This is a genomic window from Rasiella sp. SM2506 (genome assembly GCF_050859505.1).
Classification (GTDB): domain Bacteria; phylum Bacteroidota; class Bacteroidia; order Flavobacteriales; family Flavobacteriaceae; genus Marinirhabdus.
The window spans coordinates 1,443,194-1,467,392 of record NZ_CP193934.1 but is presented as its reverse complement, the minus strand read 5'-3'; the positions used below and the strand labels follow the sequence as shown (position 1 = coordinate 1,467,392).

18 protein-coding genes are annotated in these 24,199 nt (G+C 38.3%); 8 read left to right on the top strand and 10 right to left on the bottom strand.

Translation table 11 applies throughout. From position 1 onward, the window contains the following. Positions 1-54: 54 nt before the first annotated feature. On the bottom strand, positions 55-621 hold the full coding sequence (locus ACQ2HF_RS06635; RefSeq protein WP_432412741.1) for a TetR/AcrR family transcriptional regulator: 567 nt from the start codon (positions 619-621) through the stop codon (positions 55-57). 156 nt (positions 622-777) lie between these two features. On the opposite strand from ACQ2HF_RS06635, the gene ACQ2HF_RS06630 reads away from it, so the two are divergent. Both ACQ2HF_RS06630 and ACQ2HF_RS06625 read left to right on the top strand, forming a co-directional pair. Further along, a complete protein-coding gene (locus ACQ2HF_RS06630) occupies positions 778-2,631 on the top strand; it encodes an aromatic amino acid hydroxylase (RefSeq protein ID WP_432412740.1) in 1,854 nt (617 codons plus the stop codon). A 109-nt stretch (positions 2,632-2,740) separates the two neighbouring features. Further along, positions 2,741-3,046, top strand: coding sequence for a rhodanese-like domain-containing protein (locus ACQ2HF_RS06625; protein WP_432412739.1), 306 nt, complete (start codon positions 2,741-2,743; stop codon positions 3,044-3,046). Here the strand turns inward: ACQ2HF_RS06625 and ACQ2HF_RS06620 are convergent. The 3 genes from ACQ2HF_RS06620 to ACQ2HF_RS06610 form a co-directional block, all read right to left on the bottom strand. Next, positions 3,041-3,652, bottom strand: a complete 612-nt coding sequence (locus ACQ2HF_RS06620) for a DUF4230 domain-containing protein (protein ID WP_432412738.1) — start codon at positions 3,650-3,652, stop codon at positions 3,041-3,043. The two genes, ACQ2HF_RS06625 and ACQ2HF_RS06620, sit on opposite strands and share 6 nt — an antisense overlap. A gap of 265 nt (positions 3,653-3,917) precedes the next feature. Further along, on the bottom strand, positions 3,918-6,647 hold the full coding sequence (locus ACQ2HF_RS06615; protein ID WP_432412737.1) for a carboxypeptidase-like regulatory domain-containing protein: 2,730 nt from the start codon (positions 6,645-6,647) through the stop codon (positions 3,918-3,920). 69 nt (positions 6,648-6,716) lie between these two features. After that, positions 6,717-7,676: a GLPGLI family protein gene (locus tag ACQ2HF_RS06610; protein WP_432412736.1), complete on the bottom strand. Its 960-nt coding sequence runs from the start codon at positions 7,674-7,676 to the stop codon at positions 6,717-6,719. 379 nt (positions 7,677-8,055) lie between these two features. Between ACQ2HF_RS06610 and ACQ2HF_RS06605 the strand changes: the two genes are divergently transcribed. From ACQ2HF_RS06605 to ppk1, 3 genes are all read left to right on the top strand, one after another. Next, positions 8,056-8,808, top strand: coding sequence for a hypothetical protein (locus ACQ2HF_RS06605; protein ID WP_432412735.1), 753 nt, complete (start codon positions 8,056-8,058; stop codon positions 8,806-8,808). Positions 8,809-8,812: 4 nt separating this feature from the next. Continuing rightward, positions 8,813-9,427: a deoxynucleoside kinase gene (locus ACQ2HF_RS06600; protein ID WP_432412734.1), complete on the top strand. Its 615-nt coding sequence runs from the start codon at positions 8,813-8,815 to the stop codon at positions 9,425-9,427. A 211-nt stretch (positions 9,428-9,638) separates the two neighbouring features. Further along, positions 9,639-11,675 (top strand): polyphosphate kinase 1, encoded by a 2,037-nt coding sequence (gene ppk1 / locus ACQ2HF_RS06595; protein ID WP_432412733.1) that lies wholly within the window; start codon positions 9,639-9,641, stop codon positions 11,673-11,675. Between the two features lie 103 nt (positions 11,676-11,778). On the opposite strand, the gene ACQ2HF_RS06590 is transcribed toward ppk1, so the two are convergent. From ACQ2HF_RS06590 to ACQ2HF_RS06565, 6 genes are all read right to left on the bottom strand, one after another. Further along, the gene (locus ACQ2HF_RS06590; RefSeq protein WP_432412732.1) at positions 11,779-12,783 is read right to left on the bottom strand and encodes an App1 family protein; all 1,005 of its coding nucleotides are present in this window, start codon (positions 12,781-12,783) and stop codon (positions 11,779-11,781) included. An 18-nt stretch (positions 12,784-12,801) separates the two neighbouring features. Next, positions 12,802-14,070 carry an MgtC/SapB family protein gene (locus tag ACQ2HF_RS06585; RefSeq protein WP_432412731.1) on the bottom strand — a complete coding sequence of 423 codons (1,269 nt, stop codon included), beginning with the start codon at positions 14,068-14,070 and terminating at the stop codon, positions 12,802-12,804. An 82-nt stretch (positions 14,071-14,152) separates the two neighbouring features. Then, a complete protein-coding gene (locus ACQ2HF_RS06580; protein ID WP_432412730.1) occupies positions 14,153-16,702 on the bottom strand; it encodes a sodium-translocating pyrophosphatase in 2,550 nt (849 codons plus the stop codon). 104 nt (positions 16,703-16,806) lie between these two features. Next, positions 16,807-17,334: an inorganic diphosphatase gene (locus ACQ2HF_RS06575; RefSeq protein ID WP_432412729.1), complete on the bottom strand. Its 528-nt coding sequence runs from the start codon at positions 17,332-17,334 to the stop codon at positions 16,807-16,809. Positions 17,335-17,595: 261 nt separating this feature from the next. Then, positions 17,596-20,076 carry a DUF5686 family protein gene (locus ACQ2HF_RS06570; RefSeq protein ID WP_432412728.1) on the bottom strand — a complete coding sequence of 827 codons (2,481 nt, stop codon included), beginning with the start codon at positions 20,074-20,076 and terminating at the stop codon, positions 17,596-17,598. A 195-nt stretch (positions 20,077-20,271) separates the two neighbouring features. Beyond that, positions 20,272-21,252 carry a pyruvate dehydrogenase complex E1 component subunit beta gene (locus tag ACQ2HF_RS06565; RefSeq protein WP_432412727.1) on the bottom strand — a complete coding sequence of 327 codons (981 nt, stop codon included), beginning with the start codon at positions 21,250-21,252 and terminating at the stop codon, positions 20,272-20,274. 258 nt (positions 21,253-21,510) lie between these two features. Between ACQ2HF_RS06565 and ACQ2HF_RS06560 the strand changes: the two genes are divergently transcribed. The 3 genes from ACQ2HF_RS06560 (at position 21,511) to ACQ2HF_RS06550 (ending at position 24,196) form a co-directional block, all read left to right on the top strand. Then, complete coding sequence (locus ACQ2HF_RS06560) at positions 21,511-22,251, top strand: electron transfer flavoprotein subunit beta/FixA family protein (protein WP_432412726.1); 741 nt, start codon at positions 21,511-21,513, stop codon at positions 22,249-22,251. Between the two features lie 101 nt (positions 22,252-22,352). Then, positions 22,353-23,321, top strand: a complete 969-nt coding sequence (locus ACQ2HF_RS06555; protein WP_432412725.1) for an electron transfer flavoprotein subunit alpha/FixB family protein — start codon at positions 22,353-22,355, stop codon at positions 23,319-23,321. A 248-nt stretch (positions 23,322-23,569) separates the two neighbouring features. Next, the gene (locus ACQ2HF_RS06550; protein ID WP_432412724.1) at positions 23,570-24,196 is read left to right on the top strand and encodes a bifunctional nuclease domain-containing protein; all 627 of its coding nucleotides are present in this window, start codon (positions 23,570-23,572) and stop codon (positions 24,194-24,196) included. The last annotated feature ends 3 nt before the right edge of the window (positions 24,197-24,199 follow it).

The window sequence follows — 24,199 nt, the reverse complement described above, 5'->3', positions numbered from 1 at the left end:
TTGCCCTCATTGTCCTGCGGACATTTCTCCCAGAGGGAGAAAATTTCATCCTTTTTAAACAATTCCGTTAATCAACACCGCCACCATATCTTTTTTCAAGATATTCACATCCATTTTGCCACGCTTTTCATTCCACAGGTATAGAGTTCGGAGCGTTGAGAGGATTGAAAATAAAATCACTTCAGGATGTTGTGGTTTTATGTCTCCTTCGGAAATTCCTTGTTTGATAATGCTTCGGAAATTTTCTTCATACGCTTCACGCATCTTTACCACACGTCTTAAATCTTCGCCTTCCAGATGCATCCAATCATTATTTAAGGTCGCAATATTTTCAGAATAAGTTACCGTGATGTCTATATGAATTTCAATAACCTTTTTAATCTTTTGTAATGGACTTATAGTTTCCGAAGTAATCCTGTTCATTTCGGCAGTGAATTGTTCGGCAACCTCTATAATCAACGTAGCAAGTATCTCTTGTTTGCCAGAAATATGATTGTACAAACTCGCCGCTTTCATATCCATCGCTTGTGCAATGTCGCGCATGGATACGGCACTATAGCCTTTTTCTTTAAAAAGAGAAGCGGCTATTTGAATGATTTCCTGTTTGCGGGTGGGTTTCATTGAAGTGTAAAAATAAGGAAATAGATTAATTGAATATCGAATATCAAACCGCAGAATTATGAATGATGAAATTTTCACTTAGTGTTCGTTATTTGAAATTCGAAATTCAGTATTCAAATTATGTAAGTTTTACGATTAAGTCCCTACTTTTGGTGTATGATTGAAGAGAACACCCCTCTAACTCCTCTCAAAGGGAGAGCTACCATTGAAAGCAACGAACTGCTCGATAGACTGCCGCCACATTTAAAGCAGTATATCAAGCCGCAAAATTATGAATATTATACGCCTGTTAATCAGTCAGTATGGCGATTTGTGATGCGTAAAAATGTGGATTATTTGAGTAAAGTAGCTCACGAAAGTTATCTGGACGGACTGCGCCAAACAGGTATTTCTATTGATGAAATTCCGTCTATGTATGGGATGAACCGCATTCTTAAAGAAATTGGATGGGCTGCTGTAGCGGTGGACGGATTTATTCCACCCAATGCATTTATGGAATTTCAAGCCTACAAAGTGCTTGTGATTGCCAGTGACATTCGTCAATTAGAAAATATTGAATACACACCTGCGCCAGATATTATTCACGAAGGCGCTGGACACGCTCCTATTATTGCAAGCCCGGATTACGCGGAATATTTAAGACGTTTTGGAGAAATTGGTGCAAAAGCCATTTCCAGTGCCCACGACATGGAGATCTATGAGGCGGTGCGGGAGTTGAGTATTTTGAAGGAACTCCCCCTCCCAGCCTCCCCCGAGGGGAGAGGAGCAAATAGTCCTTCTGAAAAACATTTAGCTAAAATTGAGGCTGCCGAAAAACGCGTGGAGGAACTTCAGCAAAAAGAAGTAAATGCTTCTGAAATTTCTTTAATACGAAACTTACATTGGTGGACCGTGGAATACGGAATGGTAGGCACGGTTGAAAACCCTAAGATTTATGGCGCTGGATTACTTTCTTCTATTGGGGAAAGCGAATGGTGTATGAAAAATGAAGTAAAGAAAATCCCTTATTCTATTGAAGCCGCGTATCAGGATTTTGACATTACAAAACCACAACCTCAACTCTACGTGACTCCAGATTTTGCTTATTTACAGCAGGTTTTAGAAGAGTTTGCCAATACCATGGCGGTTCGTAAAGGAGGTTGGCGCGGATTGAGTAAACTGATTGAAAGCAAACAATTAGGCACGATTGAAATTTCTACGGGCTTACAAGTTTCGGGAGTTTTTAGCCGAATGATTCGAAATGAAGATAATGATATAGTCTATTTTGAAACCGAAGGTAAAACAGCGCTCGCCTACCGGGAAACCGAAGTAATTGGCCACGGAGTTACAAGACATGCAAATGGTTTTAGAAGTCCGTTGGGGAAATTAAAAGGCATCAATCTTGCGATTGAAAATATGGGACCACGTGATTTGGCGGCATACAATTTTTACGACGGAAAACCTATTGAATTTGAATTTGACAGTGGTATCCACGTAAAAGGAATGAACGTGACAGGCATGCGTAATTTGAAGGGGGAATTAATGCTCATTCAGTTTACAGATTGCACGGTTACCTATAAAGATGAAGTGCTTTTCACCCCAGCAGATGGCGATTTTGATATGGCGGTGGGGAAAGAAATTGTTTCAGCATTTGCGGGAGCAGCAGATTATTTAAGTTTCGATTTGGTGGAACATGAGTTAAGCACTTTGGGAGATGTTGTGGAGATGAGCGATGAAGAGAAGGAATTGAATGGGTTGTATGCTGAGGTGCGAATTATAAGGGAAAATAATGCCGGGGTGGATCCCCTCAGTCCTCCTGCGGCGGACAGCTCCCCTTTAAAAAGGGAGCAACTTATTGGGATTTTCAAGAAGATTTCTAAAAATTATCCAAACGATTGGTTATTGCCGTTAGAGATTTATGAACTGACGCGTACTTCGGAAATTTTGGATTATTTAAAAGAACTTCAAAAAAGAAGACCTGAAATTGCGCATTTGATTGAAGCTGGGTTAGGGCTTATTCATAAAACCTAGAACTTGAATTAACACGGATGCGGAATGAATCCGCATCGACAATGAAAAGAATGTGCAAAACATGCACATCGACAAATGAACGAGATACCCGCCTTCGTGGGCATTAAATATGGGACTACTTAATTTTTTATTCGGAAATAAGGACGGAGCTATTCAAGGTTTTACAAAACGGGATGCGGTGATTTTGGATGTGCGAACACAAAAAGAATGGGATGCCGGGCATATTGAGGGGGCAAAACATATTGTACTGCAGGAAATTTCAGCGAATGTTTCAGAAATTAAAAAATGGAATAAACCCGTAATCACATGTTGCCTTAGTGGAGGAAGAAGCGAGCAAGCGGCTACTATTTTAAAGCAAAACGGAATTGAAGCTATGAATGGTGGTGGGTGGAAATCGCTTCAGCAAAAGTTATAATTTCACCTGTTGTAATTCTTCTTCCGTCGTGATGGGCGTTTCATTATACCGCAACGTCCACCCCATAGAATTAGTGAGGATGTAGATTTTTTGTAACTCTGAAATCAGCCTGTTTTGTGCGTTTGTTCTTAATTCGGAAGCTTCAATTTTGACGCGGAGCATTTTCTCAACCCGTTTTTTTATGATATTATAATCCTTGGCTTCAAATTGATTAAGGTAATCCTGGGTTACATCGTAATATTCGATATTTGGATTAATTTTCAGTTCGGGTTCTGGGATATTTTTTAGGATAACAGTTTTGGTAGTTTCGTCTATTTCGGTTTCAATTTTACTTAAATCATAAGAGATCGTGGCTTCAGCATTAACTACTACTACCGCCTTCTTTTTGGCATCCAAAAAACCCAATAACTTTTCAGTGTCTTTGTAGGTAAAAACTTGTGCGTAACTGCCTTCGGTTACAATTAATTTACCAACATTTTTAAGTTGTTTTTGAATCAACGCAGTGCTTTCTTGCAGTTGTTCCCGCTCGTCTTTTTGGTGCTCGCAATAACGCAGACCGAACACCAAAACAAGGGAGATGACAATGCCTAGGAGTATATTTCGCATAGTTTGAAAAGTTTACTTAAAGATACTGAATAAATAAGAAACTTGTAGTAATTGATCCACGTCAACTCAAGCAGCTATTACACTGAGGTTCGCGGAGAGGAACCCTTCCGAATTTCGGAACTTACGATAGTATTTTTAATAACAATAGCGACCGAAATCCACCTTCCCTTTAACGCAGGATCTACAACAGTCTTTTTATTTAGAATGTGTTGCTGCTAAAGGAAGGAGCTAAATTATCATTATAAGGCAATAATTTTAAAGACTATTACAAATCATACTTCACAATCAACATTAAAATACGTGGCAATACAAAGTACTGCGAGGTGGTATTAAATTGCTCGTTAAAACTATCCTGATTGGTAAACTCGGTATTCAACAAGTTATCTGCCTGGATTTTAAACTCCCAAGGGCTATCGCCTTTTTGGTAGTATAAATTTGCATTTACAAAAGAGTAGCTATTTTCTACCGTGTTGTTGTTATCATTATAATTGTAATAATCCCACTCTGCACTAAAAGTGAAATCTTTTAAGAAATTAATATCCACATTGGCATACGGGCGTTGCGTGTAAAAAGTTTGCTCAAGACCGCCATTGTTATAATTGTTTACTGAAAGACGATATCCAACTTCAAAATTGGGCCACTCTCTATAACTACTTCGAACACTTGTTTGATAACTCTGTGTGAAACTTTCACTTTCTCTTATTTCATCATTAATCAGGTTATTCGATTTGCTTAAAGAGGCATTTGCCTGTAATGAAAATTGTAATTTCTTCACGCGTTTGCTAAACCTTCCAAAGCCAGAAAATGTTTCATCTGGGAAGTTACTATCTATATTAAACGGACTGCTTACCTGATTAATGGCAATAATATCTGTGTTATTTTTAAAACCATTAATGGTGCGAGCATAACTCACATTCCCACTCACATTGGTATAATTAAAGAGATTAAAACTGAAATACGTCAAGTTATAGGTGTGCGCTAAAGAATTTTCCAAATTTCTATTTCCGCGGAATAAACGGTTATAATTATTAAATACAAATGCTTCAGCATAGTCGTTAACATCGGTATATTGTGCCGAAATAGCGTAATTAAAACGTAGACTTTCACTTTTCTTAATATTCCAAATCGCGTTAAAGTCTGGTAATACTTTCCAATCGTTTTGAGTGTTTTCGGTTCCCAATTGCTCATCTCTTAAATTGTAATTATGAACTGTTGCTCCTGGTGTAATAATAAATTGTCCTGTTTTTAGCTTGTAGTGCAACCCTAAAAAGACATCGGTAAACGTATAGTTTACATCATTACGTAACGGAAAATTTTCTCCATCAATTTGGGGTGTTGTGCTGAAATTGACCTGGTTTCCATTGTCTAATAGCTGAAAAATATTACTGTCGAATAATTGATTGCTATACGTACTTCCCAGGGTTGCGTTTAAGTTGCTGGTGTTGTTCAACACATAGTAATAATCTACCTTAGCATCCAGTTTATTGGTAATCACATTTTTTTGCTGATTGGTATTAAAACGATTCTGCGTAGTATCTGCCGGAATAATACCTGCAAAGGGGAGAATATCTGTAATCGCATTATAAAATGGATCTTCGTCCTGATATAAATGCTGTACTTGCGCCGCAAAAATATTTTTATCATTTAATGTGTAGTACGCATTCACATTTTGATTAATAGAAATTGGTTTATTCTCTTTATTCTCCTCAATATCGTTTATTACTGAGCCAAATTGAGATATGGTATTGGCACCTTCAGTTTGTTTTGATAATTTTCCTAAAATATCATAATCAATTTGTAAATTGGCATTAGGCTTATACACACTACTCAATTTCAACATAGCCAATTGGCTACGCTGGTCTGTAGCGCTAGATGTATTTTCGGTAGCTCCGGAAGCGATGTATTGACGAATGGAGTTGGTTACAATATTGGTGCGATTGTCCGACAGTATTCCAAAACCACTTACATCCAGCGTATTAGATGCTTTCCAGCTGAAATTTCCTGCTACAAATTTAGTTTCAATCTCATTAGCCCTGTTGTTTTGCGCTACAGCAAAGCCAAGATCACTTTCTGAAACATTAAAACGCGTTCCACCCCCCTGGTTAAAATTCCTAAAACCTCCCGTAAAGTTGAAATAATCCCGGAATGTAAAAGGCACTTCACCAATATTGTTGAAATCTGTGATAAAATTTAAACTGTATTTTGGACTGTAATAGAATAATTTGGGATGCGCCAAATATCCAAACTCGTCTTCGTTAATAGTTCCTCCCCCAGCGGCTACTTCTCCAAACCAAAAGTTCTTTTTTCCCTCTTTTAGTTTAATATTTATAGCAACATTATCCTGATCGTTGCCAAGACCTCGCATTTGACCCACTTCGTTATAATTACGTAATACTTCTACTTTGTCTACTGCATCTGCCGGAATATTTTTAGTGGCTAACTTGGAATCTCCATCAAAGAAATCTTTCCCCTCCACCATTACTTTTTGAACTGTTTTCCCTTCAATTTGTATTTCACCGTCTTCATTAATTTCAACTCCTGGGAGTTTCTTCATTAAATCGCCTAATTTACGTTCCTCTCCTGTAGAGAAACTATCGGCGTTGTATACTATGGTATCGCCTTTTACAGTTACGGGCATTACGTAGGTGATTTCTACACCATCCAACTCGTCTGCAAGAGAATTCAGGATAAAGTCTAAGTTTTTATCCGTAGCATCTTCAGCAACTGTTACGCTTTTATCTTGTGTGGAATATCCTAAAAAACTTGCCTTCAACGTGTAGGTCTCCCCTTTTGGAAGATCAAGCTGATACATTCCTTTTTCATTCGAAATTGCGTAGGATTCAATAGCACCGCTACTCGTTACCGTAGCAACCACATTGGCAAATTCCAGGGGTTGTGAAACACTGTCGGCAATAACACCGCGCACTTTAATACTTTGAGCAGTTACGGCAATAGTACAGAATAGCAACAGGGTTGCAAGTAGTAGTTTTTTCATGTTGGTTGAAAGTTGTCCCACAAATTTTATCCTATACGGAAAGCAATTTGTGTGAGGTTAGTTAGTTTATTAAAATCCGCCGCGTCTTCCTCCTCTGCCACCACCACCACGGAAATTTTCACGCATCTCGTCCATTTTTTCCTTAACAATTTTGTTGTACTCCTCGCGGGATACTTCGTCGCCTTTTTCGGGCGCTTCAATTTTATCTCCTGCTTTGGTACTCAAAACTATTTTAGAACATAAAATAGTGGTACGGTGCATATTCATTTCCAAAATTAATCCTGGTAAGCCTGCGTATTCTCCCGGGCCATTGCTTACAGGAATTTGTGGGGTAAACCATGCGGTTACCTCTACTTCTTTAGGCACTTCAATATCGTTCATTGGGTCGTTATCGTCTTTCTTCTCTTTTACATTTGCTTCGTCACCATCTGTAGGAGTGTTTTCATCTTTATTTCCTTGTGAGCTGAGCGCAGTTGAAGCCTCTTTTTTCTGGTTGCCTTTCTTCTCATCTTTTTTCTTATCTCCGTCACGGTTTCTTCTACGCGCCATACTGAAATCGTTTTCATCAATTTTCTTAATGGCAGTAGCTTTTACGGCAAGATAATTCCCTATCATTTTCTTTTCATCGGTCACCGTCCATTTCAGGTTGGAAATAGTATCGTTGATTAAAAATTGTTTTCCGAAGAACTCACGCTCCTCCAGAATCTGATTCTTCTCTAAGTTTTTATATTGTACTCCCGCTGAAAAACTATTCATCATCATCCCAAAACCTCCACCAGCACCTGTCTCTAACTTTTCTTCCTCCGCATACACAGATTCGTTTTTATTGAAAGTAAGAATGTAGGTTTTTTCCAGCATGTTCTTCATACGCTCCGCAATGGTCTTCTTCATCTGCTCGCTCATTTCCCGACCTCCAAAGTCACCCATATCTACAGTCGTCTTAGACTCGTAATAGGCTTTGCCACTAATATTTTGGGCAAATGAGGTGGCCGAAATTAATACGACAACCAAAAAGGATAATATTTTCATAATAACAATTTTATAGTTTCTAGTTAGTAACAAGTTACAGCTTTTGTTACAGTATCCTTAGGACTCTTTTAATTGGCAAAGGTTTAGTTTATAGTATATATATTTATTTACCGCCACCATTTATTCTAAAAACCTGTTTGTTTTCATCGCTTTTCCTACCGCTACCTTGAAATCGTTCCATCATTTCTTCATTTTTTTGGGATTTCATCAAAATTTTTCTGATTTACGTTTTCCCTTTAAAGGTTTTTCATTGTATAAAAAAAGATGCGAAAATACTGCCAATGTTTCGGCCAACTCAACACACTTTAGCACGTATTTTGTATCTTGACCCACCATGCGGCACCTCTGCTTTTTTTTAGTATTGATCAGTTTTCAGTTTTTGGCTCAACCCAAACCGGCTCTTACGACCGTTTTACTGAATGCTGACACCTACATTGGTACAGACATCTACAAAAACAATTACTATATAGATGAAATGGCCTTTTATAAAAAAGGCCCTGACGGAGATTTTGTATTTAAGGATTTCTCTTTAGGTGCTATTGAAAAGGTAGACATCATTAATCCGTTAAAGATTATGTTATTCTATCAGCAAACCAATACTGTGGTTTTTTTGGATAATAGATTGAACGAAGTAGAGCGAATTAGTTTTAACGAAATACAGGAATTTGTAAATATAAGCGCGGCTGGCAATGCAGGAAACAACAGAGTTTGGCTCTTCAATGTTGATACCCAGCAGCTGGAACTTTTCGATTATAGACTGGAACGAAAATTACAGTCTTCTCTGCCCATGGAAGGAAATTTAGTAGCCATGGCGAGCAATTTCAATTATTGCTATTTATTATTTGACGACACACTAATTACCTATAATGTCTACGGAAGTTTCCTTTCTGAAGTAGCCATAGACCAAGGAGATTTTATTGCACAAAACGATGAAGATGTCTGGGTCGTAAAAAATAATGAAGTTTTTAACTATGCAGAGCCCGGTTTAAACTCTCCTACAAAACCTTCCGAAGCCAAAAAAATATTGCTCCCCGAAATAACTATAAAACAATTGCACCTTACGCAAGATTTCCTGTATATTTATGACGGAAAAATACTCCATCAATTTACCAATAACCAACCAAAGAATTAGGCACATGCACGTTGCAATTGCAGGAAATATAGGCTCCGGAAAAACCACCCTTACCCGTTTACTCTCAAAACACTACAAGTGGAAGGCACATTATGAAGATGTAGAGGACAACCCATATCTAGACGATTTTTACAACAGCATGGCACGTTGGAGTTTTAACCTGCAAATTTACTTTTTGAACAGTCGGTTCCGCCAAATTCTGGAAATCAGAGAAAGTGGTAAAAAAGTAATTCAGGATCGCACTATTTATGAAGATGCCTACATCTTTGCTCCCAACTTACACGCCATGGGCCTTATGACCAATCGTGATTTCGAGAATTACAAGTCGTTATTCGATTTAATGGAGAGCGTTACCAAAGGGCCAGACTTGCTTATTTATCTTAGAAGTAGTATCCCAAATTTGGTTAGCCAAATCCATAAGCGTGGTCGCGATTACGAAAACAGCATTAGCATAGATTACTTAAGCCGTTTAAATGAACGCTACGAAGCTTGGGTACATGATTATGACAAAAGCAACCTTCTTGTTATCGATGTGGACAACCTTAATTTTGTGGACAATCCTGAAGATTTAGGCGCTGTTATCAACAAGATTGACGCAGAGCTGCACGGGTTGTTTTAGCTACCTGGTTTCCTTCCGAATTTCAGAATAAAAATTTTCAGTTTCAATCCATATCTTTTACCCGCTGGGGTAAGGAGTTAGATTGTAAGATTACATAACATTTCTTTGCTTTTCTTCTTTCCAGAATTCAAACCTTAACATTTCAGAAACACAGAAAGGCGCTGTAAATACCGATTTTTACAGAAATAACCGAATACCAATTTCTGCATTAATGAGTAAGCTCTATAATTCTAAATATTACCACAGAGATCTTTCGTGGCTACGTTTTAACCACCGTGTTTTGCAGGAAGCTGCAGATAAAAGAAATCCACTCTATGAGCGCATCAAGTTTTTGGCCATTTTCTCCTCAAATTTGGACGAATTTTTTAAAGTTAGGGTGAGTGATATTCGGCAAATTAAAAATATTGAAAAACCGCTTCGGAAAAAACTCATCACCAAACCCAATCAGGTTTTAAGAGAAATAAAGAAGCAAGTAGAATTGCAACAAGAAGAATTTGGAAAGGTTTTTACTACTGAAATTGTTCCAGAGCTCAAAAAACATCAAATTCATCTTATTGGCCAAAAGGAATTTTCTACCAACCAGAAGGAAATTGCCAAAACATACTATCAGGAAATTTTAAAGGACAAGATTGAAATTAACAAGTACACCACTTCAGAAGAGAACCAGGTATTTGTTAAAAATGAAGCTTTGTATCTAACGGCGCAATTAAGCGACCATGAATTTGCGGTTATTAATATTCCAGAAGACGAACCACGATTTTTCACATTTCCGAAGCACAACGGAAAACACTACATTACTTTTATAGACGACATCCTGAAATACAACCTGCGTCAAAACCCAAAAATGGAACAGGATATTACGTTTTACAGCATTAAAACCTCTCGTGATGCCGAGTTGTACATTGAAAATGAACTTTCTGGAAATCTCGCTGAAAAGATAAAAAATGCATTAAGCAAACGAGATACAGGGCAAGCTACACGCTTATTGATAGACCAGCATATGCCGAAAGCTTTTCAGGAAATTATTAAAAAAGCGCTTGACGTTTATAATGCAGATATCGTTAATGGTGGCACTTACCATAATTTTAAGGATTTCTTCGGTTTCCCGAATCCTACAGGAACTAATTTGAGCAACGAAAAGCTCACACCCTTATCCCATCCGGTTTTAGCAAATTGCAGCTCTATCTTAGACGAGATTGAGAAAAAAGATCAGTTACTTCATTATCCGTATCAGTCTTTTGAGCCTCTAATAAAATTATTAGAAGAAGCAGCAGAAGACCCAGCAGTTACCACTATTAAAATGACCATCTATAGAGCTGCAAAAGAATCCCGCCTTAACGATGCCATAGTTACCGCTGCAAAAAACGGTAAAAAAGTAGTCATCTTTATTGAAGTAAAAGCGCGTTTTGACGAACATAACAATTTAAAGTGGGGGAAAATATTTGAAGACAATGGTGCCACAGTAATTTACAGTTTTCCAGATATTAAAATCCACAGCAAAATTCTATACATCGAAAAGAAAACCGAAGGCGACACACAACGCTACGGCTATATCGCTACTGGTAATTTTAATGAAAAAACGGCGAAATTGTATACCGATTTCGGTTTAATGACCGCCGATAAAAAAATAACAAAAGACCTCAACAAAGTATTTTTAGTATTACAACAGAAGATTTTAGTACCCAAGACGAAGCGTCTTTTAGTTTCTCCCTATACTACCCGCAGCGGTTTTACAGAGTTGGTACAAACTGAAATGCAATTTGCTCGTGCCGGACAACCTGCAAGCATCACGTTAAAAATGAACAGTCTTGAGGATAAAACCATGATTAAATTATTGTATCGCGCCAGTGCGGCTGGAGTTAAGATACGGCTGCTAGTTCGTGGTATGTGCTCTTTGGTGCCAGGTGTAAAAGGACAAAGCGAAAATATTTATATTACCTCCATTGTAGATCGATTTTTAGAGCACGGACGTGTGTATATCTTCGGAAACAATGGCGATCCGCAAGTTTATATTGGCTCTGCAGACTGGATGAAACGTAATTTAAGCCACCGCATTGAAGTAGTTACCCCTATTTTTGATGAAGACCATAAAAAAACAATTCAGGATTTAATTGAATTGCAGCTTCAGGATACTATAAAAGCGAGAGTGGTTGATGGAAAACAGGCAAATAAGTACATTACCAACGACCACAAAAAAATACAGTCACAGTTGGCTACCTATGAGTATTTTAAAAAAAATAGTTCTTAAAATAAAATTTACTGGAGTTTTAAAATTTTAAAGTTGCTACTGCAGTTTATCCTGAGTCTGTCAAGGTGTTCCACCAGAAAACAGGCTTAATAGTTTTTAATTTTTATAGAACAAAACCGTGCTCTCTGGCGTGTTCAATTGCTTCCTTACTACTTTCTACTAAAACTGCTGGTACCGTTTTATAATTCTCGAATAAGCCTCGAATACGTAAAAGTCTCTTTTTGTGTTTTATACTGCGAATGTAAATGGCTTTAATTCGTTCTGGGAAGTTTTCGGCAACTTCAATATAGATGTCTGGATCGTGTTCGCCGCCGTCGCCTATTAGAATAAATTGTTTTTCTGGATAGAGATTTAAAATATCTATGATCTCTTTTTGTTTTTGGGGTTTTTCGGAAGTGTCTTTTCTATTCTTGAAACTCGTCAGGTCCCTTAACAATATGGGGCCTTTTGGGAAGTTGTTTTTCCGAAGAAAAAGTTCCAGGTATCGGTATAAATTCCACGGGCTGTGGCTTACATAAAAAAAAGGGTTTGCCTCTTCACCACTTGCACCACGGTGTAATAAATGGTAAAAATCTGCCGCTCCTTCCAACGGACTTCTCTTTTCGGCAATTTTAAACAAGGTGTTTATAATTAACCGCCACTTAAGAATAGAGGTTACGCCGGTGTGTAGAATAGTATCGTCTATGTCGCTAATAATTCCGAAGCTACTATTTTGTGAAGGAATTAAAATTTCGCCTGAGAACTTGTTATCATTCTGAATAATTCTATCTGAAAATTGTTCCTCAAAAGCCATATGAAATTGTAGCCAACCTTCACTATTAGCCAACCCATCTAATCCCGAAATATCCTGCTTAACCTTAAAATAACCATTTACATCGCTGTTTACATACATAACCGACTTGTCTGGCAAGGTGATTCGTAGTTTAGTGTTTGGCATTTCATCTACTTCAAATCGTTTCCAGGCAGTTTTCAGTAAGCTGAAAAAGCCTCTTTGAGAAAGGTCTATATTTTCATCTTCCAGTGCTCTTCCACGCGTATAAAAATGATTTGCGTCTCCATAGCTCTGAAATGGGATAATTTGTAAGGGATCTTTTTTAAATAGATTCATTAAGATGTTTTGAGGAGATTAAAAATGCCAGCCTTCAGGCCACAACCATAAAAGCAACAAGCCAACAATAATAGACAATCCGAAGGAAAGCCCAATCCACTTCGCCAATTGTTTCGTTCCTAACGTTGCTGCCATAACACCTTTAAAAACAAGATTTGAAAGTGATGCCAGCAATATTAATCGCCAGCCACTATTGGTTTCCAAGCCGCCACCTTTCATTAATTGAGAAAGAGACAAAGTAATTGCATCCACATCGGTAAGGCCACTAATAATAGAAACTACATATAACGCTTCGTTTCCAAATGTTTTCTTTGTGAAAGCTACTGCTAACAAAATGAACCCATATAACAAACCAAATACAAGAGCACTTTTAAATTGGGCTGGGTTTTTAGGCTCTGGCATTTCTTCGTCTTGTGAAGCATCTTTGTTTATTAAATAAAATAAAGCTACACACAAGGCCACCATAAAAACAAATTCAACTAATAAAGGAACTATGAGTTGCGGAAGTTTTTCCGGGATCACCACTCCAATTTCTACCATAACTCTGGCCAACGCGATGGTAGAAGCCGTCATAATAACAAAAGCGGCCATTTTCCCAATATTTTTGGAGCTGGTCGTTTTGCGTGCATAGCTTACCGTTGTAGCTGTGCTACTTATGAGTCCGCCCAATACTCCGTTAGAGATAATCCCTACTTTTTTCCCCACGAACTTATAAATGAAATACCCTACTACACTTATTCCAACGATAAGCGTTACCATCATCCAAATATTTTTAGGATTGAGCACATCTAGTGGTCCGTATGTTTCATTGGGTAATATGGGCAGAATAACTAATGAAATCCCTGCAAAGGTCATAATAGCAGCCAGGTCTTTATCTTTTAAGTTTTCTATAAAGTTGTGAAGATGCTCTTTTACATAAAGCAAAACCGCCATAGCTCCTCCTACAATAACGCCAATTACCTGATTTCCCACTACAAGGTATGCACCTATAGCAAAAGTGAGTAGCGCAGCAACTTCAGTGGTTTGACCAACATCGGCTTCGGTTAATTTTTTCAGTTTTACAACATTGGCAACCACAAGAAGGGCTGTTAAGGAAAGGCCTATGGCTGGAAGAATATAGGGATTATCCAAGTCGCGCGTAAGAAAACCGGACACTGTACCCAGCACTGCGATTAACGTAAACGTTCGCACCCCAGCCATCTTATTGTCTGTGTGTTGTCTTTGAAGCCCAATGAGCATTCCGAGACCAAAAGCTATCCCCAGGGTTATGAGATCGTCATAATTCATCGTAATGTGAAGTTAACTATTTCCATAAAAAAACCCTGCCGTAAAGGCAGGGTTTAATTTATATTTAACGACTTAAGCTAAATTATTCTTTGTCTTTAATCTTAATTTTCACACCTTCAACATCTTTTAGCTGATCACGCACTTCCTCTTCGGTTCCCGTAAACGATTTATTTTCAACAGTTGTTTCGCCATCAACGGTACGTCTAATCTCAACATTTGCAGTTACCTGATCGTTATTTTCATTTTTCAGCATTTCTACAAACGTCTCCGTTTTATTATTTAGATTTTCACCACCTCTAATTGTGGCGTTCCCATCGTTCTTAATAATTTCGACCTGTCTTTCAGTTAATACGGTTCTGTTTCCATCTTCATCTATAAATACCATTTCTTCGGTTGTGGTTGCATCTGCATCTGTATCTGCGCTATGACCTCCCAAGATAGGAGCGATCACTAATCCGATTAGACAAGTTAATTTAATCAAGATATTCATAGAAGGGCCTGACGTATCTTTAAACGGATCTCCTACTGTATCTCCAGTTACTGCTGCTTTGTGAGCTTCACTACCTTTATATGTCATTTCCCCGTTAATCATAACACCTGCTTCAAACGATTTTTTAGCGTTATCCCAAGCACCTCCAGCGTTGTTTTGAAAAATTGCCCAAAGCACTCCACTTACGGTAACTCCAGCCATATAGCCTCCTAACATTTCTGCAATAGCCAATTTTTCCATTCCGAAAGCTAATGGTAGGAATGCAATCACTAATGGAAAGCCAATAGTTAGTACGCCTGGTAATAACATTTGCTTTAAAGATGCTTCTGTTGAAATTGCCACACATTTATCGTATTCTGGTTTTCCTGTACCTTCCATAATACCTGGAATCTCTCTAAATTGACGACGTACTTCCTGCACCATTTCCATGGCTGCTTTTCCTACTGCATTCATAGCAAGGGCAGAGAATACAACTGGCACCATACCACCAACAAATAACATGGCCAGTACTGGCGCTTTATAAATATTAATCCCATCAATTCCTGTAAATGTTACATAGGCAGCAAATAAGGCCAATGATGTTAACGCAGCAGATGCGATCGCAAATCCTTTTCCTGTTGCAGCGGTTGTATTTCCTACTGAATCTAAGATATCTGTTCTTTCTCGAACGATTGGGTCTTGTTCGCTCATTTCAGCAATACCACCAGCGTTGTCACTAATAGGTCCAAAAGCATCAATCGCTAATTGCATAGCCGTTGTCGCCATCATTGCTGAAGCAGCTAACGCAACTCCATAAAAACCTGCAAAGGCATAAGAAGCCCAGATAGCACCCGCAAATAATAAAACCGATGGAAATGTAGAAATCATACCCGTTGCAAGACCTGCAATAATATTTGTTCCTGCTCCTGTTGATGACTGTTGCACAATTTTAAGGATAGGCTTTTTACCTAATCCGGTATAGTATTCGGTTACTGAAGAAATTACTGCTCCTACTAAAAGACCTACCAGCGTTGCATAAAATACACGCATACTAGAAATCTCTTGTAAACCTTCCCCAAAGAATTCCATTTTCATTGTTTCCGGCAGCATCCACTTACAGAGACCAAAACAAGCGATCGCTACTAAAATAATAGACGTCCAGTTTCCTATGTTTAAAGCGCCCATTACTTGAGATTCTTTAGCATCGTTACTTTTAATACGTACTAACATAGTACCGATGATAGAAATTATAATCCCTACACCAGCAATAGACATAGGTAATAAGATAGGTCCAATTCCGCCAAAAGCATCAGCAATATTACCTCCCATATCTTTAATCACGTAGTTACCTAACACCATTGCTGCAAGCACTGTTGCAACATACGATCCGAATAAATCTGCTCCCATACCGGCAACATCCCCTACGTTATCTCCTACATTATCTGCAATAGTTGCAGGGTTACGAGGATCGTCTTCAGGAATGCCTGCTTCTACTTTACCTACAAGATCTGCTCCTACATCGGCCGCTTTGGTATAAATACCACCACCAACACGGGCGAATAATGCAATAGACTCTGCACCTAGTGAGAAGCCAGCTAAAGTTTCAAGAACTATAGTCATATCAAAATTACCTTGACTCACTAACTCTCCATTCACCATAATCATTTCACTAGCCCAAACACCTTCCATAAAGAAGTGAAAGAAGAATATAAAAAATGCCGTTAATCCCAATACAGCAAGACCTGCTACACCAAGACCCATAACAGTACCACCTCCAAAAGAAACGTTTAATGCTTTAGGTAAACTAGTACGTGCTGCTTGTGTAGTACGTACGTTTGTTTTAGTAGCAATCTTCATCCCTATATTTCCTGCAAAGGCTGAAAAGATAGCCCCTAAAACGAATGCAATAATAATTAACCAATGTGTCGTAGGCACAACAAATGCAACAACAGCAAGTAATACACTTACTATAATTACGAAAATGGTAAGCAATTTGTATTCTGCTTTTAAGAAAGCAAGTGCGCCCTCATAAATGTGATCTGAAATTTCTTTCATTTTACCGTCACCGGCATCCTGCTTCATCACCCAAGATTTCTTGACAAGCATATAAACGAGGCCTAATAGTGCCAAGGCGATCGGCATATAAATCATAATTGATTCCATATAGTATTTTTTGTTTGATTAAGTGGGTGCAAATGTAATGAAATAGGTCAAATTAAAAAAGCCCTATAAACGGTTGTTTATAGGGCTTTTAGAAGTATTACTTTTTAGCGAATACTCACATCTTTTACCGGAATATCGCTAGCTCTAAAGCGGTCTACACATTTAACAACAATATCTTTTGCTTCGTTCACATCTCCCCAGCCACCAACATCTACTTTCTTTTCTTCCAGATCTTTGTATACTTGAAAAAAGTGCTCAATCTCCTTTATAAGATGGGGGTTCAGGTCTTTTAAATCGGTTACCGTATTGGCAATTGGGTCACTTATTGGTACACAGATTACTTTTTCATCCGGTCCTTTCTCATCAGCCATATGGAACACTCCAATAGGCTTTACCTCAATTACACAACCTGGGAAGGTTGGTTCTGTCACCAAAACCAAAACGTCTAAAGGGTCACCGTCCAAAGCCAAAGTTTCTGGAATAAAACCGTAGTCTGCCGGATACATCATAGAAGAAAATATCATACGGTCGTAGCGTATTTTCTTCAATTCAAAATCGTATTCGTATTTGTTTCGGCTTCCTTTTGGAATTTCAATTAGTACGTCAAAGGTAGTTACTTTATCTGCTGTCATGTCTTGATTCTTTTACTCTTAAATAGTTGACCCTGCATTTTTAGGGGGTGCAAAAATACGCTTTTTTAGGATTTTAGCCTATTAGTTGCTACTAATAAATGTTAGGAAAGCTCTTCCGGATCTGGCGGAAGTACCTTTGGAGTATTTATTATAAATACTTTATCAAATTCCCCCTCCCCTGTATCACAGGAAATTAAATATAAATTTTATTTTTTAGCTGATAAGGAAAAGGAGCTGGATTGCTCATTAGGTTTCACTTGCTTAGAATGAAAACCCAAATACCCCCGTAACACCAAACTTTCTGGCTTCTGGATTCTCTAAGTAATTTCCACGGAAGTTAAAATCTAAACGGAAGACTCTAAAAATATTTCCTATCCCAACACTGTATTCGTAATAAATATCTTCTGGGGCTCGCAATAATAATCCGTTAGGAGCATTTAAAGCAATATTTTCATCTGAAATCTGACCATACACAGCTCTAAATCCAATGACTTCACGTAAATCCAAATCACGTAAAAATGGAATTCTAGAGAAAATCCTTCCGCCAAAATTATGTTGTAAGTGCAATGAGGCATAGGTATCGCTCACAAATTCGTAGTAATCCAGATTTGTAAAGGCATTGTAAAGACTAAAATACGTTTGATTTCCAGGAATTGGACTTAACAATCCCAGTGGCACAGGATCGAATATTGTTCCTACCTCAACAGTTGAATACAAACGGCCAATTCCACCAATATTCCATGGCTGACTATACAGTGCTTGGAGTTTCGAATATTCAAAATCGCCACCAAAAGCATCTTTAATTCCGTAAGTATACCCCAAGTATAAATTAGCAAAATCCCCATCGTTTATAATGGTTCTTTCTACACCATACCCAGAAGTTTTTCTTCGCGGAGTATAAAAGAATCCTAATTCAATTTCAGGTTGTGAGATTTGAGATTGTATATTTCCATCTTCATCAAAATAGTCCAGACTAAAGGTTTCGGTGGCAGATTCCAGTGTTCGGTATGAACCTGTAATTCGGGCACTAAAGTTTTTAGCAGGTTCAAAAGAAAATCCTGCGGTAGTTAAATTTATACGGGTTAATCTATCGTTTGCGCCTACGGAAATTAACGATGAAGATGCCAAACTTCTGCCCAACACATCATTACTGGTGGTAAGGCTGGCACCTGCTTGCTCTACGTCTTTTCGGTTTCCTCCAAAAACGGTGAGTCTACTTCTTCTATCCAATAACCATTTGGCCGAGACACCGTATTTAAAACGCTGATCGCCAAATCCGTACGCTCCAAATCCTTCTAATCGCCACGGATCGTTTTGCCCAAAATAAGTTCTTCCACCCAGTCGCAGTCGTAATCCTTCGGCTTCATTAAAACCAAATATGGAAAAAACGGGACCTACATCAATATTCCCCACTTGGTAATAGCCAGAGGCTAACGTAGCGCCAATTTTATAAAAAGTCTGAAAGCGCGGGACCGTTTTTAACGTGTCCAGCATTTTATAAACGCCTTTTTCATCTTTATTGAGCTCTTCCATTCGCTTTTCTGCCCAATATTCGTCGGGGCGATTGTAGATTTCCTCCTTGTATGGATCTACCTGTTCGCCATAAAAGCTTTTATCCTTCGGAATATCGAAAGAATAATTATCGAACAACGTGGTTCTCCTTCCATAAACTCCTTGCGCTTCTTCTTTTTTTCTGAAACTGAAATCACTCAAAAAATGATCTCTTGTAATTAAGAAAATAGAATCGTTTAGTACATCAAATTCTTGTTCAATATACACTTCACGCACCCAGTTAAGATTGGCACTTTTGGACGCCCGAAGGTTTATTTCTTTAATGGCAAACGTAGTATCATTTACCCAAAAATCGCCCTTAAAAGTAAGCTCTCCCTTACGGCGCGGATAATACACAATATTATAACACCATTTATTATCGCGGTAGGCACTGTCCAGCAAAACATAGTTATACACATCTATACCGGTTCGAGATAACGGGCTGGTGAAGGCTTTGTCGAAAAACTTTAGATAGTTATCGTATACATCATATTCCTTATATAAGTCTTTTACAAAGGCAATGAGTGTTTGATTATTTTCAAATCCACTATTTTTATTTCCTTCTAAAATTTCTTTTTGCTCTTTCAGCAGATTATCACCATATACTTTTGAAATCGCTTCATTTATGAAAATAGGGAGATAGCTATTTCCCGTAATGTTAGACGTATCAATCTGGTCCCAGATAAATTCCATTCCCTTAAAAACCCTACTCTTTATTAAAGTAGAATCTATAGTATTAAGGTCAAATTCTAGTTTTTCGTATTTATCGTAGCTATACTGATTGAATTTTTTCACACCATTTTCACGGCGGTTTTCCCAAATTTTACGAAGGATAGCGAGCGCTGGATTGTCTTTCTTAGAAGTTTTTCCGCTAAAAATCACTACTTCATCTAAGGCTGAAGCTTCTTCAGCTAAAACCACATCCATCTTGTAGGTCGTCTTACCCTCTAAGGAAACTTCCTTAGTCTCATAACCAATAAATGAAAACACGACGGTACTATAGGTATCGTCACTTTCTAAATAAAACCGGCCATCCTCGTTTGTTATGGTTCCTATATTGCTATCCTTAAAAATAACATTGGCGAAAGCAACGGTCATCCCTGACGGATCTGTTACCACACCGCTCACTTTTGTTTGAGCAAAAACGATGGTCGTAAAAAGGAAAAAAGATAAGAAGTATATATGCTTCATAAGTAGGTAGCGTAAAGGCAACCATTAAATGTAGTCGCTTTTGCAACCGCAAATAACGCAATAAATGGATTGTTTGACAATTAAATTATTCTTAAAAGACCGTTATGCTGAAAATTTCAAAAAGAAAAATCCCAAATTCCAAAAATAAGTCTTTTGGAATTTGGGATTTCTTATTTGGACTTTGTCCTTTTTGACTTAATCCTTGTATAGTACTTTCTTTACGGCTTTAATCACATCATCACTGTTAGGCAACCATTCTTTCAGCAATACTGGCGAATAGGGCGCTGGTGTATCTGCTGTGTTTATTTTTATGATAGGTGCATCCAAGTAATCAAATATTTGACTTTGTACCTGATAGGTAATTTCGGTCGCTACATTTCCAAAAGGCCACGCTTCTTCCAAGACCACCAAGCGATTCGTTTTTTTAACCGATTCCATAATAGTGTTATGATCCATTGGGCGGACGGTACGTAAATCGATAATCTCACATTCTATACCTTCTTTTGCTAACTCTTCGGCAGCTTTGTAGGCTTCTTTTATTATTTTTCCGAAGGATACAATAGTTACATCGGTTCCTTTTCTTTTAATCTCAGCAACTCCTAATGGGATTAAATATTCTCCTTCCGGCACTTCGCCTTTATCACCATACATTTGCTCGCTTTCCATAAAAATTACAGGATCATCATCGCGGATGGCGCTTTTCAGTAATCCTTTAGCATCTGCTGGATTACTAGGCACGACAACTTTTAACCCTGGCGTATTGGCAAACCAACTCTCAAAAGCTTGGGAGTGTGTTGCTGCCAATTGTCCTGCTGACGCTGTGGGCCCACGAAATACAATAGGACACTTAAGCTGCCCACCACTCATTTGTCTAATTTTTGCAGCGTTATTTATAATCTGATCAATCCCAACAAGTGAGAAGTTAAAGGTCATAAACTCAACAATAGGCCGGTTACCTTTCATGGTGCTACCAATCGCTACGCCTGCAAAACCAAGTTCAGAAATTGGGGTATCTATCACACGTTTCGCTCCAAATTCGTCCAACATTCCTTTACTGGCTTTATAAGCTCCGTTATATTCGGCTACTTCCTCGCCCATTAAAAAAATGGATTCGTCCTTGCGCATTTCTTCGCTCATCGCTTCGCAAATGGCTTCTCTAAATTGTAGTGTTTTCATACTTCGACTGCGCTCAGTAACCTTTGCGTATTAGTTTTATTAAACATTCTTTGACTCCGTTCAGTTTATATAGCGGATATTTTATTTCGATTCTTACCAGTAGGTACTGTGACAAAAATAATATTATTTAAGAGTACTTAAACCCTCTCAGCCGATTTTCTTTACATCCTTTAAAATTTTACTATGCGTGCATAGTATTTATGAATAATATTTGGTATCTTTGACATCCTTAAAATTTACTACAAAAACAGAAGATATATGAAGATATTAGTATGCATTAGCCACGTGCCGGATACTACTTCCAAAATTAATTTTACCGACGGTGACACAAAGTTTGATACCAACGGCGTACAATTTGTAATCAACCCAAACGATGAGTTTGGCCTTACGCGAGCTATGTGGTTTAAAGAAAAGCAAGGTGCGGCAGTGCACGTTGCCAATGTTGGGGGTCCGGAAACCGAACCCACCCTGCGTAAAGCTCTAGCAATTGGAGCAGATGAAGCCATTAGAGTAAACACTCCCGCAACCGACGGGTATAGCGTTGCCAAGCAATTGGCACATGTTGTAAAAGAAGGTGGATACGATTTAGTTATTGGTGGACGTGAGTCTATTGATTATAATGGCGGAATGGTTCCAGGAATGTTAGCAAAAATGATAGACGCTAATTTTGTGAACACCTGCATTAGCCTAGAAGTTGAAGGTGAGAGCGTAACTGCTATCCGCGAGATTGACGGTGGTAAGGAGACTATTAGCACAAAACTTCCACTGGTAGTGGGAGGACAAAAAGGACTGGTAGAAGAAAGCGACCTACGTATTCCAAATATGAGAGGAATTATGCAAGCGCGCTCCAAGCCTTTACATGTGAAGGAACCAATCGATGCCAATGCCGAAACCAACACTAAAGGCTTCGAAAAACCAGCCCCAAAAGGAACGGTGAAGTTGGTCGACAACGTAGAGGATTTAATAGACCTGTTACACAACGAGGCGAAAGTGATTTAACAATCACAAAAAAGAAAATCACAAATCACAAAACGTGATCATCATAACAAGTTTGTTATGTGGAATTTGAGTTTTGGAATTTATAATTTTAGAAGAAAATTATGTCAGTTATAGTATATACAGAATCCGAAAATGGATCATTTAAAAAAATAGCTCACGAAGCAGTTTCGTACGCAAAAGGTATTGCAGATGCGATGGGCACAAGCGTTACTGCCATAGCGGTAAATGCTGGTGATAGTTCAGAATTAGGGAAATTTGGTGCTTCAAAAGTATTGGAGGTTTCCAATGACAAATTAAATAATTTTAATGCTGAAGCTTATGCAGACGTAGTAGCACAGGCTGCAAAAGCTGAAGGCGCCAAAGTAGTAGTACTTACGTCTAGCGCTAACAGCAAATTTATGGCGCCACTGGTAGCCGTAAATCTGGAAGCAGGTTACGTTCCAAATGTAACGGAACTCCCCTCATCTACGTCACCTTTTACAGTAAAGCATAATGTGTTTACCAACAAAGCCTTCAGCAATACTGAAATCAATACCGAAGTAAAAGTACTAGGTCTTGGTAAAAATGCTTACGGAATTAAAGAAAACGAAACTTCAGTTACAGCCGAAGCTTTTTCACCTACGTTAGCAGAGGGAGATTTTTCAACCGAAGTAGTTTCAGTAGACAAAGCAACAGATAAGGTTACTATCGCAGATGCCGAAATAGTTGTTTCTGCAGGTCGCGGGATGAAAGGCCCAGAAAACTGGGGAATGATAGAAGAGTTGGCAGAAACTTTAGGTGCAGCAACCGCTTGCTCTAAGCCAGTAAGCGACATGGGCTGGAGACCACACAGCGAGCACGTTGGACAGACAGGGAAACCTGTAGCGTCCAATCTGTACATCGCCATTGGTATCTCTGGTGCCATTCAACATTTGGCTGGAATTAATGCCTCAAAAATCAAAGTAGTTATCAATAACGATCCTGAAGCTCCTTTCTTTAAAGCAGCAGATTATGGAATTGTAGGGGATGCTTTTGAAGTTGTACCACAATTAGTAGAAAAGCTAAAAGAGTTTAAAGCTCAAAACAACTAAATTTCTAAGGGGGCTGAATGATTTCTTTTTTTTGCAAAAAAAGAAAATTGTATCGAAGCATAGAACGCATAATTTTTTAGTAATTTGTGCCTCGAAAAAGGCTGTTTAAATTAGCAACGCCTAATTTAAACAGCCTTTTCTCTTAGTTGTCAATTTTATTCTGCCCGTCCCTAAAGGGTGAAAATTGAATAAAAATAGTATTAAAATCTTCCCTTTAGGGTTAGGGAAAAGATTTTTAAGCGTTCATAATGAGCCTAGTACGATTAAATATAAAAGGAATCTCCTATAGCCAAACACAAAATGGTGCCTATGCACTTATTTTGAATGAAGAAGATGGAGAACGCAAACTTCCCATCGTTATTGGTGCCTTTGAAGCACAGTCTATCGCCATTGCGTTAGAAAAAGAGATTAGACCTCCGCGCCCACTCACTCACGATTTGTTCAAAAATTTCGCCGATAGATTTGCTATCGTTGTAAAACAGGTTATTATCCATAAATTAGTGGATGGTGTTTTTTATTCTAGTATTATTTGCGAACGAGACAATCTGGAAGAAATTATTGATGCCAGGACCAGTGATGCCATTGCATTAGCACTCCGGTTTAAAGCTCCCATTTTTACCTACAAAGCTATTTTGGAAAAAGCAGGTATCTATCTGAAATCTACCCCGAGTAAAAAGAAGAAAATTTCAAAACAAGAAGAAACTATTTTAGAAGAACTCATCTTGGGAGACGATGCCGAATCCACCCCAAAAAAAGCCGAAGATTTTTCAAAATATACTCTTAAGGAACTCAAAGCCATGTTAAACGATGCCGTTAATAATGAAGATTATGAACGCGCCGCCAGCATTAGAGATGAGGTTTCTAAACGCTCTTAACGT

Bases quoted from the DNA above. Each gene is read 5' to 3' on its own strand.
- ACQ2HF_RS06635 (WP_432412741.1), bottom strand. From the start codon at position 621: ATGAAACCCACCCGCAAACAGGAAATCATTCAAATAGCCGCTTCTCTT.
- ACQ2HF_RS06630 (WP_432412740.1), top strand. From the start codon at position 778: ATGATTGAAGAGAACACCCCTCTAACTCCTCTCAAAGGGAGAGCTACC.
- ACQ2HF_RS06625 (WP_432412739.1), top strand. From the start codon at position 2,741: ATGGGACTACTTAATTTTTTATTCGGAAATAAGGACGGAGCTATTCAA.
- ACQ2HF_RS06620 (WP_432412738.1), bottom strand. From the start codon at position 3,652: ATGCGAAATATACTCCTAGGCATTGTCATCTCCCTTGTTTTGGTGTTC.
- ACQ2HF_RS06615 (WP_432412737.1), bottom strand. From the start codon at position 6,647: ATGAAAAAACTACTACTTGCAACCCTGTTGCTATTCTGTACTATTGCC.
- ACQ2HF_RS06610 (WP_432412736.1), bottom strand. From the start codon at position 7,676: ATGAAAATATTATCCTTTTTGGTTGTCGTATTAATTTCGGCCACCTCA.
- ACQ2HF_RS06600 (WP_432412734.1), top strand. From the start codon at position 8,813: ATGCACGTTGCAATTGCAGGAAATATAGGCTCCGGAAAAACCACCCTT.
- ppk1 (WP_432412733.1), top strand. From the start codon at position 9,639: ATGAGTAAGCTCTATAATTCTAAATATTACCACAGAGATCTTTCGTGG.
- ACQ2HF_RS06590 (WP_432412732.1), bottom strand. From the start codon at position 12,783: ATGAATCTATTTAAAAAAGATCCCTTACAAATTATCCCATTTCAGAGC.
- ACQ2HF_RS06585 (WP_432412731.1), bottom strand. From the start codon at position 14,070: ATGAATTATGACGATCTCATAACCCTGGGGATAGCTTTTGGTCTCGGA.
- ACQ2HF_RS06580 (WP_432412730.1), bottom strand. From the start codon at position 16,702: ATGGAATCAATTATGATTTATATGCCGATCGCCTTGGCACTATTAGGC.
- ACQ2HF_RS06575 (WP_432412729.1), bottom strand. From the start codon at position 17,334: ATGACAGCAGATAAAGTAACTACCTTTGACGTACTAATTGAAATTCCA.
- ACQ2HF_RS06570 (WP_432412728.1), bottom strand. From the start codon at position 20,076: ATGAAGCATATATACTTCTTATCTTTTTTCCTTTTTACGACCATCGTT.
- ACQ2HF_RS06565 (WP_432412727.1), bottom strand. From the start codon at position 21,252: ATGAAAACACTACAATTTAGAGAAGCCATTTGCGAAGCGATGAGCGAA.
- ACQ2HF_RS06560 (WP_432412726.1), top strand. From the start codon at position 21,511: ATGAAGATATTAGTATGCATTAGCCACGTGCCGGATACTACTTCCAAA.
- ACQ2HF_RS06555 (WP_432412725.1), top strand. From the start codon at position 22,353: ATGTCAGTTATAGTATATACAGAATCCGAAAATGGATCATTTAAAAAA.
- ACQ2HF_RS06550 (WP_432412724.1), top strand. From the start codon at position 23,570: ATGAGCCTAGTACGATTAAATATAAAAGGAATCTCCTATAGCCAAACA.